The 16,183-nt window shown below is 69.9% G+C and carries 15 protein-coding genes; 14 read left to right on the forward strand and 1 reads right to left on the reverse strand.

What is annotated here, in order from left to right:
* Both BM093_RS27065 and BM093_RS27070 read left to right on the forward strand, forming a co-directional pair.
* On the forward strand, nt 1–861 hold the full coding sequence (locus tag BM093_RS27065) for an ABC transporter ATP-binding protein (RefSeq protein WP_093352185.1): 861 nt from the start codon (nt 1–3) through the stop codon (nt 859–861).
* Nucleotides 858–1,826, forward strand: a complete 969-nt coding sequence (locus BM093_RS27070) for an iron-siderophore ABC transporter substrate-binding protein (RefSeq protein WP_177238732.1) — start codon at nt 858–860, stop codon at nt 1,824–1,826. Before BM093_RS27065 ends, BM093_RS27070 begins: the two co-directional genes overlap by 4 nt.
* A 66-nt stretch (nt 1,827–1,892) precedes the next feature.
* Here BM093_RS27070 and BM093_RS27075 read toward each other — a convergent pair whose 3' ends face one another.
* Entirely contained in the window at nt 1,893–2,543 is a 651-nt protein-coding gene (locus BM093_RS27075) for a GntR family transcriptional regulator (RefSeq protein WP_093352193.1), read from the reverse strand.
* A 364-nt stretch (nt 2,544–2,907) separates the two neighbouring features.
* On the opposite strand from BM093_RS27075, the gene BM093_RS27080 reads away from it, so the two are divergent.
* The 12 genes from BM093_RS27080 to BM093_RS27135 all read left to right on the forward strand — a co-directional run bounded on the left by BM093_RS27080 (nt 2,908) and on the right by BM093_RS27135 (nt 16,125).
* On the forward strand, nt 2,908–4,236 hold the full coding sequence (locus BM093_RS27080; RefSeq protein WP_093352197.1) for an aromatic ring-hydroxylating oxygenase subunit alpha: 1,329 nt from the start codon (nt 2,908–2,910) through the stop codon (nt 4,234–4,236).
* Entirely contained in the window at nt 4,233–4,832 is a 600-nt protein-coding gene (locus BM093_RS27085; RefSeq protein ID WP_093352200.1) for an aromatic-ring-hydroxylating dioxygenase subunit beta, read from the forward strand. Before BM093_RS27080 ends, BM093_RS27085 begins: the two co-directional genes overlap by 4 nt.
* A gap of 1 nt (nt 4,833) precedes the next feature.
* Nucleotides 4,834–5,124: a hypothetical protein gene (locus BM093_RS27090; RefSeq protein ID WP_093352204.1), complete on the forward strand. Its 291-nt coding sequence runs from the start codon at nt 4,834–4,836 to the stop codon at nt 5,122–5,124.
* Nucleotides 5,121–5,807 (forward strand): type 1 glutamine amidotransferase, encoded by a 687-nt coding sequence (locus BM093_RS27095; protein ID WP_093352207.1) that lies wholly within the window; start codon nt 5,121–5,123, stop codon nt 5,805–5,807. The genes BM093_RS27090 and BM093_RS27095 overlap by 4 nt, the downstream gene beginning before the upstream one ends.
* A 19-nt stretch (nt 5,808–5,826) precedes the next feature.
* A complete protein-coding gene (locus BM093_RS27100; RefSeq protein ID WP_093352210.1) occupies nt 5,827–7,320 on the forward strand; it encodes a glutamine synthetase family protein in 1,494 nt (497 codons plus the stop codon).
* Between the two features lie 91 nt (nt 7,321–7,411).
* On the forward strand, nt 7,412–7,732 hold the full coding sequence (locus tag BM093_RS27105) for a 2Fe-2S iron-sulfur cluster-binding protein (protein ID WP_093352213.1): 321 nt from the start codon (nt 7,412–7,414) through the stop codon (nt 7,730–7,732).
* Nucleotides 7,729–8,994, forward strand: a complete 1,266-nt coding sequence (locus BM093_RS27110; RefSeq protein ID WP_093352217.1) for an NAD(P)/FAD-dependent oxidoreductase — start codon at nt 7,729–7,731, stop codon at nt 8,992–8,994. The genes BM093_RS27105 and BM093_RS27110 overlap by 4 nt, the downstream gene beginning before the upstream one ends.
* Before the next feature lie 51 nt (nt 8,995–9,045).
* On the forward strand, nt 9,046–10,125 hold the full coding sequence (locus BM093_RS27115) for a LuxR C-terminal-related transcriptional regulator (protein WP_093352221.1): 1,080 nt from the start codon (nt 9,046–9,048) through the stop codon (nt 10,123–10,125).
* 94 nt (nt 10,126–10,219) lie between these two features.
* A complete protein-coding gene (locus BM093_RS27120) occupies nt 10,220–11,389 on the forward strand; it encodes a M24 family metallopeptidase (RefSeq protein ID WP_093352228.1) in 1,170 nt (389 codons plus the stop codon).
* Between the two features lies 1 nt (nt 11,390).
* Nucleotides 11,391–13,175, forward strand: a complete 1,785-nt coding sequence (locus BM093_RS27125; RefSeq protein ID WP_093352232.1) for a hydantoinase B/oxoprolinase family protein — start codon at nt 11,391–11,393, stop codon at nt 13,173–13,175.
* On the forward strand, nt 13,172–15,313 hold the full coding sequence (locus BM093_RS27130) for a hydantoinase/oxoprolinase family protein (protein ID WP_093352235.1): 2,142 nt from the start codon (nt 13,172–13,174) through the stop codon (nt 15,311–15,313). The genes BM093_RS27125 and BM093_RS27130 overlap by 4 nt, the downstream gene beginning before the upstream one ends.
* A 5-nt stretch (nt 15,314–15,318) precedes the next feature.
* Nucleotides 15,319–16,125 (forward strand): SDR family oxidoreductase, encoded by an 807-nt coding sequence (locus BM093_RS27135; protein ID WP_093352319.1) that lies wholly within the window; start codon nt 15,319–15,321, stop codon nt 16,123–16,125.
* The last annotated feature ends 58 nt before the right edge of the window (nt 16,126–16,183 follow it).

The following is a 16,183-nucleotide window of genomic DNA, read 5'->3' on the forward strand; positions in this document are numbered from 1 at the left end:
ATGACCGACGACGAGCCCACCGGGACCCGGCACACCCTGCGCGGTGAGCACCTCCGGCTGGCCTACGACCGGCGCCAGGTCGTCGACGATCTGAGCATCGACATCCCCACCGGGGGCGTCACGATGATCATCGGCCCGAACGGCTGCGGGAAGTCGACGCTGCTCCGGGCGCTGGCCCGGCTGCTGACCCCGGTCGGGGGCACGGTCTACCTCGACGGGCGCGACATCGGCACGGTCCCGAACCGCGAGGTCGCCACCGTGCTGGGCATCCTGCCCCAGTCCCCGGTCGCGCCGGACGGCATCACCGTGACCGACCTGGTCAGCCGGGGCCGCTACCCGCACCAGGGCTGGTTCCGCAAGTGGAACGCCGAGGACGACGACGCGGTCGCCGAGGCCCTGGCCGTCACCTCCACCGGGGAGCTGGCGGACCGGCCCGTCGACCAGCTCTCCGGTGGGCAGCGCCAGCGGGTCTGGATCGCGATGGCGCTCGCCCAGCGCACCGACCTGCTGCTGCTGGACGAGCCGACCACCTACCTCGACCTCGCCAACCAGGTCGAGCTGCTCGACCTGCTGACCGACCTCAACCGGCGTTCCGGCACGACGATCGCGGTCGTGCTGCACGACCTGAACCTGGCGTGCCGCTACGCGGACCACCTGGTCGCGATGCGGGCGGGGCAGATCATGGCCGAGGGCAAGCCGTCCGAGATCGTCACGCCCGAGATGATCAAGGAGGTGTTCCGGCTGGACGCCGACGTCCTGCGCGATCCGGTGTCCGGGACCCCGATGATCGTCCCGATCGGACGGCACCACGTCGCGGCTCCGACGGCGACGATCACCGATGAAGTGGAGAACACCGCATGATGTCCCTTCGCCGCCGCCCGGTGGCCGTCGTGGCGAGCGTCCTCGCCGCCCTGTTCGTGCTCGCCGGCTGCGGCCAGGTCGAGGAGGAGCCGGCCGCCGGGGGCGCCACCATCGAGACGATGTTCGGGCCGGTCACGGCGCCGGAGAACCCGCAGCGGGTCGTGGCGCTCGGCTGGTCCGACGCCGAGGCCGCGCTCGCGCTCGGGGTCCAGCCGGTCGGTGTCAGCGACTGGATGGAGTTCGGCGGCAAGGGCGTCGGCCCGTGGGCGGCCGACCTGTTCACCGAGACGCCGGCCCAGCTCGGCACCATGGAGCTGAGCTACGAGCAGATCTCCTCGCTCGAGCCGGACCTGATCCTCAACACCCGCTCGGACAACAGCCAGGAGAAGCACGACGAGCTCTCCAAGATCGCGCCCACGATCTCGGCACCCCCGGGTGTGGTCGCCTACGGCACGAGCTGGCAGCAGCAGACCGAGATGGTCGCCGCCGCGCTCGGCAAGCCCGAGGAGGGCGCCCGGCAGATCGCCGACCTGCAGGCGAAGTTCGACGAGGCGAAGGCCGCGAACCCGCAGTTCGCCGGCAAGAACGTCGCGGTCGGCGCGCGCTTCGCCGACCAGTACGGCGCCTACGTCCGCGGTGACGCGCGGGTCGACTTCATGGAGAGCCTCGGCTTCGTCAACAAGCCGGAGCTGCAGGCACAGGCCGGGGACACGTTCTACGTGCAGCTGGCCCGCGAGCAGATCGAGCAGCTCTCCGCCGACCTCACCGTGATGTTCCCGATCGGCGGGGACGCGGCGCCGCTGCGCGGGGACACCGTGCTGAACCAGATCCCGTCCGCCGAGGCCGGGAACCTGCTGATCCTGGACGACGAGACGCTCGTCGAGGCCTTCTCGGCCGGCTCGACCCTGGCCACCGAGTACGCGCTCCAGCACGCGGTCCCGAAGTTCGCCGAGACCCTGTCCTGACCTCCGGGCCCGACCGGGCCGACCCGACCCGCCGCCGTCCACCGTCCTGGTGGGCGGCGGCATCGGTCAGCCGTCCTTGTGGGCCTTGTACCCGACGATGATGTGCTGGTGCATGACTTCGTAGGCGTGGTCCGGGGCGACCCGCATGGCGTCGGTCAGCTCGTAGTGCTCCGTCAGCAACTCTCCGGCATCGGCTGCGAGCTTGTGGAACTGCTCGAAGATCTGCAGCGCCTTGGCGCGGTCCCAGATGCTGTCGAACATCTCGGTCAGGATCGGGTTCGCGGCAGCTTCGACGACGGACCGGTGGATCATGCGGTTCTGGTGGTAGGTCTCGGCCGCGGTCTGCGCCCCACTCTTCACGGCGTCCTCGATCGTCTGCTCGACGATGTGGATTGCCGGCTCGCCGAGTTCGGCGACGCGGCGTGCGGAGAAGGCCTCGACGGCGATCCGGGACTCGTAGAGGTGCTCCAGGTCGGTGGTGGCGATCTCGCGCACCGTGTAGCCCTTGCGGCCGGTCGGCTCGACCAGGCCTTCGCGTTCCAGACGGCGCAGCGCGTCCCTCACGGGGGTGCGGCTGATCTCGAGCCGTTCGGCGAGTGCGTCCATGACCAGGCGTGACCCTGGAGGCAGGTCACCAGCGAGCATCGCCTCGCTGATCCGGCGGTACGCCTCGTCGGCGAGAGGCGTACCGCCACGCCCGATGGGCTGGAGCACCATGCCGCGACCTCCACGTCTGCTGTCCGTCGTCACCGGGTCGCGGGGTCCTGCGTAGGTACGGACCGGTCCGATACCGCAGTGGACCGGACTGCGGCCCGCACGGCTCGTTGCCGAGTCTAAGTGCTTGCGCGATCCGGGCTGCTACGCCATAGTACCGTATACGAAACACGAAACACGGTGCCCAGCAGGTCGCTCGTCCACCCCTCTCGAGCGGCCTGGGCCGGTGGCCGGCGGCTCCCCACCACAGGCCGGGTCTGCCGTTGCGCGACATCTCCCTGTCTGGCGAACACCCGGTTCGGCGTTCCGGCCGACCGGGAGCGGTCGTAGCTGACGCACCTCACCCACCACTCGTCTCGGAGCAGTGATGACACTTCAACGCGACTCCCTGTCCGGTATCCCGGTACCGTCGCGCACCGACTACGCGGCGCTCGTGCGCGAGGATCGAGTACACCGGACGCTGTACACCGACCCGGCGGTCTTCGCTGAGGAGATGGTGAAGGTGTTCGGCGGGCGCTCGTGGGTTTACCTGGCGCACGAGTCACAGCTACCGGAGCCGAACTCCTTCCTCTCGGTCCGGATGGGGCTGCGTCCCGTGATCGTCACCCGGGACCGCAAGGGCAGTCTGCACGCCGTGTTCAACCGGTGCAGTCACCGCGCAGCGACCTTGTGTCGAGAGGAGAGCGGGGTCGCGAAGAGCTTCCAGTGCCCGTATCACGGGTGGACCTTCCGCAATACCGGTGAGCTGGTCGGCACCCCGTGGCCGCAGGGCTACGGCGAGGACTTCGACCGGGCCGAGCACGGGCTGCACAAGGTGGCCCGGGTGGAGTCCTACCGTGGGTTCGTCTTCGGCACGCTCAACGAGTCGGCCCCGTCGGTGGTGGACTGGCTCGGCCCGGCGGCGGGCTGGCTGGACTACTGGATCGACCGCGCGCCGCAAGGCGAGATCGTCGTCCGTAGTGCGGCGAATCGGATGGGCTACCGGGGCAACTGGAAGCTCGCCTACGACAACGCCGGCGACGGCTACCACCCGGCGTTCTCGCACCGGTCGCTGCTGGAAATGGCGTCCCGGATGGGCACCAGCAAGGACATGGCCTACTTCGGTGTCTCACCGGACGAGGGGCTGATGCGGACCTACATGCTCGGCAACGGGCACAGCGTGATCGACCAACGGCCCAACTACGACGGCCCGGGCAGCTTCTGGGCGAACCAGCGCCCGCAGCCGGGCCGCGAGCGGTTCGAGGAGAAGATCCGTGCCGAGCACGGCGACGACGCCGACCGGTTGCTCGACCTGGCCATCGGCTCGCAGATCAACCTGAACATCTTCCCGAACCTGCTGATCATCGGGAACCAGGTCCAGGTCATCGAGCCGCTCGGAGTGGAACGCACCCAGCTCACCTGGCACGCCACCACGGTCGGAGGCGTGCCGTCGGAGGTGAACACGATGCGGATGCGCACCCAGGAGGATTTCCCCTCCTTCGGTGAGCCGGACGACCAGGCCAACTTCGAGGAGGTCCAACGAGGTCTCGCCGCGCCTGAGGCCGAGTGGGTCCTGATGAACCGCGGCCTGGGGGTGCCCGGCTGGCAGGAGGTCGGACCGGACGGCGTGGTGTCGAGCCGAGCGACCGATGAGTTGCACATGCGCCGCTACTACGCCGCCTGGCAGGAGATGATGAGCGAGGACACCACGCGATGAGCAGCCCCCTTCCCGCCGAGTACGCCGACACCTCGTCCTGGTCGTACCACATTGACCAGCGCTATTACGACGAGCTGGCCCGCCAGTGCGCGCTGCTGCGCGAGGACTGGCCGAGCGCCGGCACCGACGAGATCGTGCGGGTCCAGTCCTTCCTCACCCGAGAGGCCCGCCTGATCGATGAGGGCCGCTTCAACGACTGGCTCGAGCACTTCACCGACGACTGCCTGTACTGGGTGCCGGTCACTGCCGGCGGCGGGGACCCGACCACCGAGGTCTCGCACGCCTTCGACGACCGGCGTCGCCTCACCGACCGGGTCTACTGGTTGCGTACCGGGCTGGCGTTCAGCCAGATCCCGGCCTCGCGGACCCGGCGCGTCATCGGCAACGTCGAGACCACCGTCGACCCCGCGACGGGGGAACAGCTGGTCCGCTCCAACGTCGTGGTGCACGAATTCCGCGCTGGGGTCACCAAGACCTACCCCGGCTGGTACGGCCACGTCCTGAGAAAGACCGAGGGAGGATGGCGGATCAAGCTCAAGCAGATCAACCTGCTCGACTCCGACCAGATCCACGAGAATCTGACGCTGGTGTTCTGAGATGCCTCCCGACGCTCCTGATGCCCCGGACCAGCTCGAGGCTCTGCGACGGGAGAACGCTCTGCTCCGGCTGCGCGTCGCCCGTCTCGAGCGGGAACTGTCCAGTACCACGCCCTTGATCGAGCAGGCCAGACACCTGGCGGTCTGGGACTTCACCCCTTACGAGATCACTCCGGACGACAGCTGGGTGGCCGTCGACCGGGCCAAGGTGATGTCCCTGATGGGCGCGCTCGCCCGGATCGACCACTGGAACCCCTGGGGCACCGACATCGAACCGAGGCCACAGCCATGACGACCATTGCCGTGATCACCCACGTGGATCGGGCCGACGTCGGCCTGGTCGACGAGATCGCCCGCGACCGCGGCCACGAGTGCCGGATCGTGCGGCCGTACCGGGGTGAGCAGCTCTCCGAGCTCGACGAGGTCGGCGCCGTGGTGGCGATGGGTGGGCCGCAGGCCGCCTACGAGGACCACCCGTATCTCGAGGACGAGGGCCGGTTCCTGTCCGCCGCCGTCGATGCCGACGTTCCCGTACTGGCGATCTGTCTCGGCTCCCAGGTGCTGGCCCGGGCACTCGGCGGCACCGCACACCCCGGCGGTACCGGCCTGGAGGCCGGAATCATCGACGTCAAGCCCTCCGACACCACCGCGGGTGGGATTGCCGGCCAGTTCTTCTCGTTCCACTCCGACTCGATGACCCCACCCGCGACCGCCGAGGTGCTCGCCACATCCGACCGCTACGTCCAGGCCTGGGCCCTCGGCTCGGCACTTGCGGTTCAGTTCCATCCCGAGATCACCATGACCGGCGTGCACGACGTGCTCGAGGTGGAAGGCCCGAAACTCGAGCGGTTCGGCGTCGACGTGGCCGCGATGCACGCCGAGGCCGAGCGGTACTTCGCCGACGGCGCCCCGGATGCCCGAGCCCTGCTCGGTCATTGGTTCGACCTACTCCCGTCCGACCGCCCCCGACACTGATCCCCGAAGGAGAGAGATCATGCCCACCACCGGCAAGTTCATCGAACGACACGGCCTGTACGGACCGGAGAAGATCGAGGCCGCCGAGCGGTCGAAGAAGCTCGTCGAGCAGAACGACGTCGAGCTGATCCGGATCGTCTGGCCCGACCAGCACGGGTTGCTGCGGGGCAAGGCGCTGACCCGGGCGGCGTACTTCGCTGCGCTCGAGTCCGGCAACGAGATCACCATGGCGCCGTTCTTCTTCGACCCGGCGAACGCGATCGTGCTCAACCCGTTCAGCGCCGACGGCGGATTCGCCGTCGAGGGCCTGGGCGGCAGCCCGAACATCACCATGGTCCCCGACCCCGACACGTTCCAGCTGCTGCCGTGGGCGCCGAAGACCGCGGTGGTCTTCGCCGACCTCTACATGAGCAACGGGGCGCTGTTCCCGCTGGCGCCGCGCACCATCCTGCGGAACTCGCTGGCCAAGCTCGCCGAGCGCAACTACAAGCTCGTCGCCGGCATCGAGATGGAGTGGTATCTCACCCGGATCGTCGATGACCTGCTCGGCAAGTGCTCGCTGGGGGCGCCCGGCACTCCGGCGGACCCACCCCAGGTCGCTCCGGTCGCACGCGGCTACAACTACCTGCTCGTCGACCACCTCGACGAGATCGACGATGCGCTCACTCCCATTCGTGACTCGGTGCTGGCGATGGGGCTGCCGCTGCGGTCCTTCGACGACGAGTGGGCCCCCAGCCAGGTCGAAACGACGTTCGACGTGCTCGAGGGGATGGCCGCGGCCGATGCGGCCAGCCTGTTCAAGATGGCGGTCAAGCAAACTGCCAAGCGACACGGCTACCTTGCCTCGTTCATGTGCACGCCGGCGATCGAGGGCTTCTACGCCAGTGGCTGGCACATGCACACCTCGGTGGCCGACGCCACGACCGGGGAGAACCTGATGGTCCCCGGCGAGGGTGAGGCGCTGTCCGAGCTGGGCCGGCACTATGTCGGCGGGCAGCTGGCACACGGTGCGGCCGCGTCGGTGTTCACCACCCCGACCATCAACGGCTACCGCCGCCGACGCCCCTACTCGCTGGCGCCCGACCGGCTGACCTGGGCCTACGACAATCGCGCGGCGATGATGCGGGTCATCAGCGCTCCCGGCGACAAGGCCTCGCACGTCGAGAACCGGGTCGGCGAGGCCGCGGCCAACCCGTACCTGTACATGGCCTCTCAGGTCGTGGCCGGACTCGACGGCATCGTCAACCAGACATCGCCCGGCCCGCTGAGCGAGGACCCCTACACCGCCGACGTCACGCAGCTGCCGACCAGCCTGTCCGATGCCGTCGGGGTGCTGGAGAACGACCAGTTCTTCCGCGGCGAGTTCGGCAGCACCTTCGTCGACTACCTGGTCACCATGAAGCGCAGTGAGATCACCCGGTACGAAGCCTGGGTCGCAGAGAACCCCGACGCCGACACCTACGTCAACGGGGTCACCGACTGGGAGCACCGGGAGTACTTCGAGCTGTTCTAGGCCGGACCAGCCCCACCGTCACCTCCGCCGTCGGCCGGCTCCGCCGGCCGGCCGGCGCGGGGGCCGACCCCGATTCGAAAAGGCAACAGGAATGCCCAAGATCGTCTTCAACTCGCCCGACGGTTCCCAGCACGTAGTCGAAGCCCGCAACGGCTCGTCGATCATGGAAGCGGGGACCCGCGCCGGGGTGCCCGGGATCGTCGCCGAGTGCGGTGGCGCGCTGGCCTGTGCCACCTGCCACGTCTACGTCGCCGACCCGTTCCGGGACGCGGTCGGCGAGGTCGGTGACTTCGAGGACGAGATGCTCGACGACGCAGAGGCCGAGCGCACCGCCGCCAGCCGGCTGTCCTGCCAGATCCCGATGACCGACGAGCTCGACGGTGTCGAGGTCACGGTGGCGCCCGAGCAATGAGCGAACCGCAGAACCTTCCCGCCCGTACCGGGGTACTCGTGGTGGGCGCCGGCGAAGCCGGAGTCCGCGTGGCGGCCTCGCTGCGCGAACTCGGCCACGACGAGCCGATCCTGCTGCTGGGCGACGAACCACACCCGCCGTACCAGCGACCGCCGCTGTCGAAGGCATTCCTCGACGGCACCACCGACCACGACACCCTGGCGCTGCGCACCCCGGATTTCTTCCGCGAGGCCAGGATCGAGGTCCGGACCGGCCGGCCGGTTGCCGACCTCGAGATCGATGACTCCGGAGCGGGCAGCGCCCGCTGCGCCGGCGGCGATACCGTCGCGTTCGACCACCTGGTCCTGGCCACCGGGGCCCGGGCCCGCACACTCCCGATCGGTGGCGCGGACCTTGACGGGGTCTGCACGCTGCGTAGCCTGCACGACGCGGAAACCCTGCGCGCACGGCTGGCCAGGGCACACCGGGTGGTCGTGCTCGGCGCCGGCTACATCGGCCTGGAGGCGGCCGCGGTCGCGTCCGCCCGCGGACTCGACACGACCGTCGTCGAGCGCGAGAACCGCCTGCTGAGCCGGGTCAGCGCGGCGCCATTGTCAGAGTTCCTGCTCGACCGGCACCGAGCATGGGGCGTCCGCTTCGAACTCGACACAGAGGTGCGCGAGATCGTCGGTGACAGCGGCCGGGTGCAGGCCGTAAAGCTGGCCGACGGCCGCGAACTCCCGGCTGACCTCGTCGTCGTCGGCGTCGGTGCGGTACCCGGAACCGAACTCGCCGAGAAGCTCGGACTGGAGGTGCGGCGCGGCATCGTCGTCGACACCGCAGGACGGACCAGCCACCGGGGGGTGTTCGCCGCAGGCGACTGCACCGTGCTGCCCCACCCCCACCTATCCGACGAGCTGCTCGGAGTGGAATCGGTTCAGAATGCCAACGACCAGGCCAGGGCGGTCGCCGCCGCCGTCGCCGGCGTCGCGCCGCCCCCGCCGGCGGTACCGTGGTTCTGGTCCGACCAGCGCGACCTGAAGCTGCAGATCGCCGGTATCTCCAGTGGACACGACAGCTATGTGGTCCGTTCGAGCTCCAGCGGCAACGACGTGACGGTCCTCTACTACCGCGAGGGTGCGCTGATCGCGTCCGAGTCGGTGAACCGGCCCAAGGACTTCATGGCCGTCAAGCGGGCGCTGGGCAAGGACAGGACCATCCCGCCGACGGCCGCGGCCGACCCGGACACGCTGTTGAAGGATTTGATCATCGATCGGACCTGAGAGCGCGTGCCTCGGGCACACGCTCTGCGCCCCTCGAAGGAGAGGAGGACCATGGCGGAGCCGGCAGCACACGACGACGTCGCAGAGTTGATCCTCACGACCACCGACACCCTGTGTGGCGCCTCCACGCTCGAGGAGGTGATGGAGCGCTACCTCGAGATCGTCGCTGCGGCGCTGCCCGCCCGCTCGCTGGGCATCTACCTGTTTCCGACGGTGCACAGCCGGTCCGGGGCCCGCATTACTGCCGGGGTCAGCGACGTCTTCCTCGCCCGTTACGAGGACGCCGGCCGGGACCACGACCCGGTACTCGACCGGGCCCTGTCGACCGGGCGGGCCGTCCACAGCGCCCACCTGATGCCCGATGACGACTGGCAGCAGCTCGACTTCTACAAACAGGTCCTCGCGTTGCACCGGATGCGGATGGTGCTCGAGGCACCGGTGACCGCCGGTGCGCGGGCGGTCGGCACGCTGAACTTCGGCGACCGGGACCCGGCCCGGTTCGCCGAGCCCGCCACCCTCGCCGTAGTCTCGGCGCTCGGCCGGGTGGTGGGCTCGGCCGTGTCCGCGCTGAACGAGCGCGGTGAGCTGCAGCGCGAGCGCGACCACGCATACGCTGCGCTGGACGTGGCGTCCGACGCGCTCGTCATCACCGACCTCGCGTCCGGTCGCCGCCGGCTCAACGAGTCGGCCCGGCGGCTGCTCGAGACGGTCGCGCCGGCCGACCCCGAGGTCTGGCTGGAGGACACCATGGCCGCGGCCGCGGCCCCCGGTGGCGACGGCCGATGGACGACGATGTCCGAGTCCGGATGGTCGCTGTCGGTGCGCGAAGTCCCCGGACCGCCCGGTTCCCGCACCTCGATCACCGTGCTGCGCCTGCACGAGGTCGCCTCCGCGACCGCGGCGCTACCGCCGTCGCTGGCCGCGCTGCTGTCTCCGCGCGAGCAGGAGGTGGCCCGGCTCGTGGCACTCGGCCTGCAGGACGACCAGATCGCGGCGCGGGTGTTCCTGAGCCGCCACACCGTCAAGCAGCACCTCAAAGCGATCTACCGCAAGCTGCGCATCAACTCCCGGGTCGCCCTGACCAGGGTGGTTCTCGATGCTCCGGTGCCACCTCCCTCGCACGAGGGATGACGCTGCTACCTCCCTCGGAGTGCTGCCGCAGCACCCGCGCACCTCATTAGCTTCCGGTGCGGGGTGAACGACCTCACACCGGAAGGAGAAGCGGATGAGTGGCTCGTTGAGCGAACGCGACCGGCGTTGGAGTCGGCTGCAGGCCGCGATGGCCGAGGAAGGTCTGGAGGCGCTGGTGATCGCCGGCGCCGACTACCGCGGCCACAAGGGGACTCTGCGCTATGTCGCGGACTACAACCTCGCGCACCGTTACGGCTACAGCGTCGTCTTCGCCGGCGCCGAGCCGATCATGGTGCTGCCGCAGAACCTGACCGGCGGGCGCCGCCCCCGGACGGGCTGGGTCGGTGACTACCGCTACCCGCACGACCTGGGAGCAGGCCTGGTCGAGGTGCTCGAGAGCGGGCCGCGGGCCGGCCGGATCGGCGTCGTCGGCCTCGGACAGATCATGAAGGTCGAGGACTACCTGCGGATCGCGGGAGCATTCCCGGATGCCGAGATCGTCGATGCCTCTCCGATGTTCGAGCGCGTCCGTGCGGTGAAGAGCGCCGAGGAGCTGCGCGGCGCCGAGGAGTCCGCCTACATCACAGACCGCTGCTTCGAACGGTTGCTGGAGGTGGCCCGGCCCGGCGTCACCGAGCGGGAGGTGGCGGCCGAGATGTACGCCACGGCCGCCCGCCTCGGCGGCGAGGACCCGCTGTTCCTGACGATGTTCGCCGACGACGAGCCCACCGGGCCGTGCCCGACGTTCGGCGCGCCGCGCGACCGCGTACTGCGAGCGCACGATGTGTTCACCTTCTCCTACGAGGTGGTCGGCCCGGCCGGCTACTGGGTCGAGCTGTCCCGGATGGTGACCTTCGCGCCGCCCGCCGAACCGGTCGAGCGGATCGCCCGCGCGGTCGGGGCCGGGATGGCGGCCGCCGCCTCGGCGATCACTCCGGGCATCGGCACCGGTGACGTCCAGAAGCAGGTCATCGCGGCCGTGGAGGCCGAGGGCGTGAAGTCCTCCTACTGGTCCGGACACGGGCTGGGGCAGGACGTGCTGGAGGAGCCCTGGATCGGGCTCGACGTCGTCCAGGACGACAGCTCCGCCGGCGCGGTGTCCACGCTCGACTCCGGGATGGTTTTGGCGCTGCACCCGATGCTCTGGGAGGCCGACACCGCGGCCATGGGCTACATGGCCGACACCCACGTCGTCACCGACTCGGGTTGCCGGACACTTTCCGAGCATCCGGTCCAGCTCTACCGGATCCCGGCGGGGGCCTGACATGGCAACGACACCACAGACCGTCGATCCGATCCTCGCCTCGGTGCTGCAGCGTCGTGTGGACGCCATCGCCAAGGAGATGGCGACGATGTTGATGCGATCGTCCCGGTCACCGATCTTCAACGAGATCGGTGACCTGGTGACGGTGCTGTTCGATGCGAAGGGGCGAGCTCTGGCCCAGGCGGAGTTCGCGGCCATCATCGCGTTCGGGGCGCAGCCACCGCTCGAGTACATCATCGACTACTTCGGCGACGACATCGCCGACGGTGACGTCATCCTGCACAACGATGTGTTCACCGGTGGCAACCAGAACGCCGACACCGGCGTGTATCTGCCGATCTTCCACGAGGGTGAGTTGGTCGCCTGGGCCGCGGCCAAGGGGCACATGGCCGACATCGGCGGTATGACCCTCGGCGGCTACAACCCACAGGCCAGGGAGATCTGGCAGGAGGCCCTGCGGATCACACCGGTCAAGATCTACTCCGGGGGCGAGCTCCGGAAGGACGTCTGGGACCTCGTCGGCGCCAACATCCGCATCGACTTCGTCATGCAGGACATCCAGTCGATGGTCGGCGCCTGCACGGTCGGCAAGCGTCGGCTGCTGCAGGTACTGGACCGGTACGGAGCACCGCGGTTCACCGAGCACATGGACTACGTGCTCGACGCGTCCGAGCAGCAGGTCCGCGCCGAGGTCGCGCGCTGGCCCGACGGCGTCTACCACGGCGAGAGCTGGATGGTCTCCGACGGCGTCGATGCCGGCGCCCGCTACCGGATCGCCTGCGAGGTGCGGATCGAGGGCGACGAGATCACCTTCGACTTCACCGCCACCGACGACCAGTCACCCGGCATCGCGAACATGCCGCCCGCCTCGGCGAAGGGGGCCGTGCGGATCGCCTTCCTGATGCTCATCGCCGCCGGCGGTGTGGTCATCCCGACCAACCAGGGCCTGTTCGCGCCACTGAGCACGGTGTTCCGCGAGGGATCGCTGCTGAACCCGCGGTTCCCCGCCGCCACGATCTTCGGCAACCAGATGTGCGACGAGGTGCTCGAGGCGATCATGACGGCGCTCGCCGACGCCCTCCCGGACCGGGTGACCGCCGGCTGGAACCAGTTCATCTGCACATCGCTGAACGGGACCGACCCGCGCACCGATGCTCCGTTCGTCACGCTCACCGTGTTCCAGCGCAGCGGTCCCGGTGCCATGCGCGGCACCGACGGGTGGGACGCCTTCGGCTTCACCGGGACCGCCGGTCAGATGCGGTCCCCGGACCCGGAGATGTTCGAGATGACCTCGCCACACTTTCTCGAGTACCACGAGTACCTCCCGGATTCGGCCGGTGCAGGCGAGTGGCGCGGAGGGCTCGGTACCCGCTCCGCATGGCGCTGCCACGGCCTCGACGAGGTCGGTGTCACGATCGGCGACGACGTCGTCAGCGAGGGCGCCGAGGCGGCCCGAGGCCTGTTCGGCGGGCACGACGCGGGCCGGAACGAGATCGTCGTCGAGCACCCCGACGGCAGCACCCATGTCTGGGGTTCGAAGGAGCTGGTGTCGCTGCCGCCGGGGGCCGTCGTGCGCGCTACCAGCGGTGGTGGCGCCGGGTACGGCAACCCGCACCGGCGTCCGGCAGATGTCGTCCTCCGCGAGATGCGGAACGGCCTGGTGAGTCCGGAGCGTGCCCGCAATGACTACGGCGTCGCCGTCACCATCGGTCCGGACGGGTCCTGGAGCGTCGACGAGCAGACCACCTCCGCCCTGCGGAGTGCGAGCGGAGGAATCCACCGATGAGTGAGAAGACCGGGACGACCGGGTTGCGGATCGGGATCGATGTCGGCGGGACGTTCACCGACTTCCTCGTCGTGGCGCCCGACGGCAGCCACCTGGTGCACAAGACCAGCTCGGTCCCCTCGGACCCCTCGCGGGCCGTCGTACAGGGCCTGCGCGAGATCGCCGACCTGCGTGGACAGTCGGTCCAGGATCTGCTGGCCGAGACGCACACGATCGTGCACGGCACCACGGTCACCACGAACGCGCTGCTCACCCGGCGCGGTGCGACCACGGGCCTGCTGACGACCGAGGGGTTCCGTGATGTGCTGCCGATGCGCGACGGGACCCGCGAGGCTGCCTACGACAACCGACTGACCGCTCCCGAACCGCTGGTGCCCCGGCACCTGCGGCTTCCGGTGCCCGGTCGGGTCGACCACGGGGGCCAGGTGGTCACCGAGGTCGACCTCGATGCCGTGCGGTCGGCTGCCGAGACCTTCCGCGAGGCCGGGGTGGAGGCAGTGACGATCAGTTTCATGCACTCGCACGCCAACCCCGACCACGAGGACGCTGCGGCCGCAGCTCTGGCCGAGGTGCTGCCCGAGGTCTACCTGACCCGGTCCAGCGAGCTGCTCCCGCAGGTGCGCTACTACGATCGCACCTCCACCGCGGTGCTCAACTCCTATGCAGGCCCGATCATCCGTCGATACCTGACCGGGCTCACCGACACGCTCGCCGAGGCGGGCTTCGGCGGCATCCTGCTGCTGATGCAGTCGAACGGCGGGGTCGCCACTCCCACCGAACTGGCCCGGCGGGCGGCGCTGTCGCTGCTGTCCGGGCCGGCGTCCGGCCCCACGGCCGGGTTGTTGGAGGTCGAGCTGCACGGCTGGGACCGCTGCCTGACCGTGGACATGGGTGGAACCAGTTTCGACGCCGCCGTCGTCAATGACGGACAGCCGCTGGTCATGACCGACGGCACGATCGACCGCTGGCGGATCGCGCTGCCGATGGTCGACATCCACACCATCGGCGCCGGGGGCGGCAGCATCGCCCGGGTCGACGACGGCGGGATCCTGCGGGTCGGCCCGGAGAGCGCGGGCGCGGTACCCGGGCCGGCCTGCTACGGCCGGGGCGGAGACCGAGCCACGGTCACCGATGCCGACGTGCTCCTCGGCTACATCGACGCCTCGTCGTTCATGGCCGGTGGCGTCCCCCTCGATGCCGCGGCGTCGCACGCCGCCATGGAACGCGACGTCGCCCACCCGCTGGGGCTCGACGTCACCACCGCGGCGGCGGGCGTCTACGACCTGGTGAACGTCAGCATGGCCGCCGGCGTGCAGGCGATCACCGTGCGGCGCGGCCTGGACCCGCGGGACTTCCCGATCGTGGTCGCGGGTGGCGCGGGCCCGGTGCACGCCGCCGCGATCGCGAGCGAGCTGGAGATCCCGGTCCTGGTGACCCCCCGGCAGTCCTCGATCTTCTGCGCCTCCGGGATGCTGGTGTGTGACTTCAAGCACGACTACGTGCAGAGCGTCAGTACCACCCTCGGCGAGGTCGACCTGGACCAGCTCGGCCGGATCTGGCGAGAGATGGCCGGTGCCGGTCGGGAGACACTGCGCGGGGAGGGCATCGGTGACTCCGCGATCTCGTTCGAGCCGTCGCTGGACATGCGCTACGCCGGCCAGTGGTTCGAGATCAACGTGCCGGTGGGGGAGTCCGCGGTCGACGGGCCCGATCGGGGCCGGCTGGCGGAGCTGTTCCACGCCCAGCACGACACCCTGTTCGGGTACAGCACCGCGGATCAACCCGTGGAGATCCTCAACGTCCGGCTGACCGCCGTCGGTGCCACGCCCCGGCCGGCACTCGATCTCGCTGAGCTCGGTGCCGACCTCGACGACGATCCGCAGATCGGTGAACGCCCGATCTGGTCGCCTGCGCAGCGCAGGATGGTGCCCGGCCGGGTCCTCGACGGCCACCGGATGGCGCCCGGCGCGCGCCTGTCCGGGCCGGCGGTCATCGAGCTCGGGACGACCAGCGTCGTCGTGCTCGACGACTACGACGTGGTCGTCGACTCGCACGGTTCGTTCGTGCTGTACCTGCGAGCCCGCGCGCACGAGCTCGCCGACCGGCTCTCGCTGACCGGCGAACTGGTGGGCCGGTGACTCCGGTGTCCGCACCACACGGGGCTGCCGCCCTGGCCGGGTCCACCGCGGTGGTCACCGGCGGTGCGACGATCATCGGCGAGGCCACCGTCCGGGCGTTCGTCGACGCGGGCGCACGGGTGGCCGTGCTGGACATCGACAGCGAGCGCGGCGCCACGATCGCGGACGGCTACGGCGACGAGGTCAGCTTCCACCCGACCGACATCACCGACGACCAGGCAGTCGCGAGCGCCCGCCGCGAGATCCTCACCCGGCACGGCAGGATCGACACGCTCGTGCACATCGCGTGTTCCTACGTCGACGACGGCCGCGCCTCGACCCGGGAGCAGTGGCGGACCAGCCTGGACGTCAACGTCGCGAGCATCGCCCTGGTGACCACTGCGTTCCTGGAGCCGCTGGCTGCCTCGCCGCACGGCTCGGTGGTCGTCTTCACGTCGATCTCCGGGCAGGTCGCCCAGCCCGACCGCTGGCTCTACCCCGCGGGCAAGGCCGCGGTGGCGCAGCTGACCCGGACCATGGCGCTGGACCTGGCACCGGAGGGGATCCGGGTCAACTCGGTGCGGCCCGGGTGGACCTGGTCCGCAGTGATGGACCAGCTCTCCGGCGGAGATCGGGCCAAGACCGATCGGGTCGCCGGTCCGCTGCACCTGGCCGGGCGGGTCGGTGACCCCGAGGAGGTCGCCGCGGCCGTCCTGTTCCTCGCCTCACCGGCGGCCTCGTTCGTCACCGGTGCCGACCTGGCCGTCGACGGAGGATATTCCGCACTCGGGCCGGAACGGACCGAGGTCCTCATTCCGAAGCTCGCCGAGTGAACGCCGGGGTACCGGGCGAGCTCCCTACGTCCGGTACCCCGGCCCACCTCCACGCAGC

Origin of the sequence: Pseudonocardia ammonioxydans, from assembly GCF_900115005.1 — a bacterium.
In the GTDB taxonomy this organism is placed as follows: Bacteria; Actinomycetota; Actinomycetes; order Mycobacteriales; family Pseudonocardiaceae; genus Pseudonocardia; species Pseudonocardia ammonioxydans.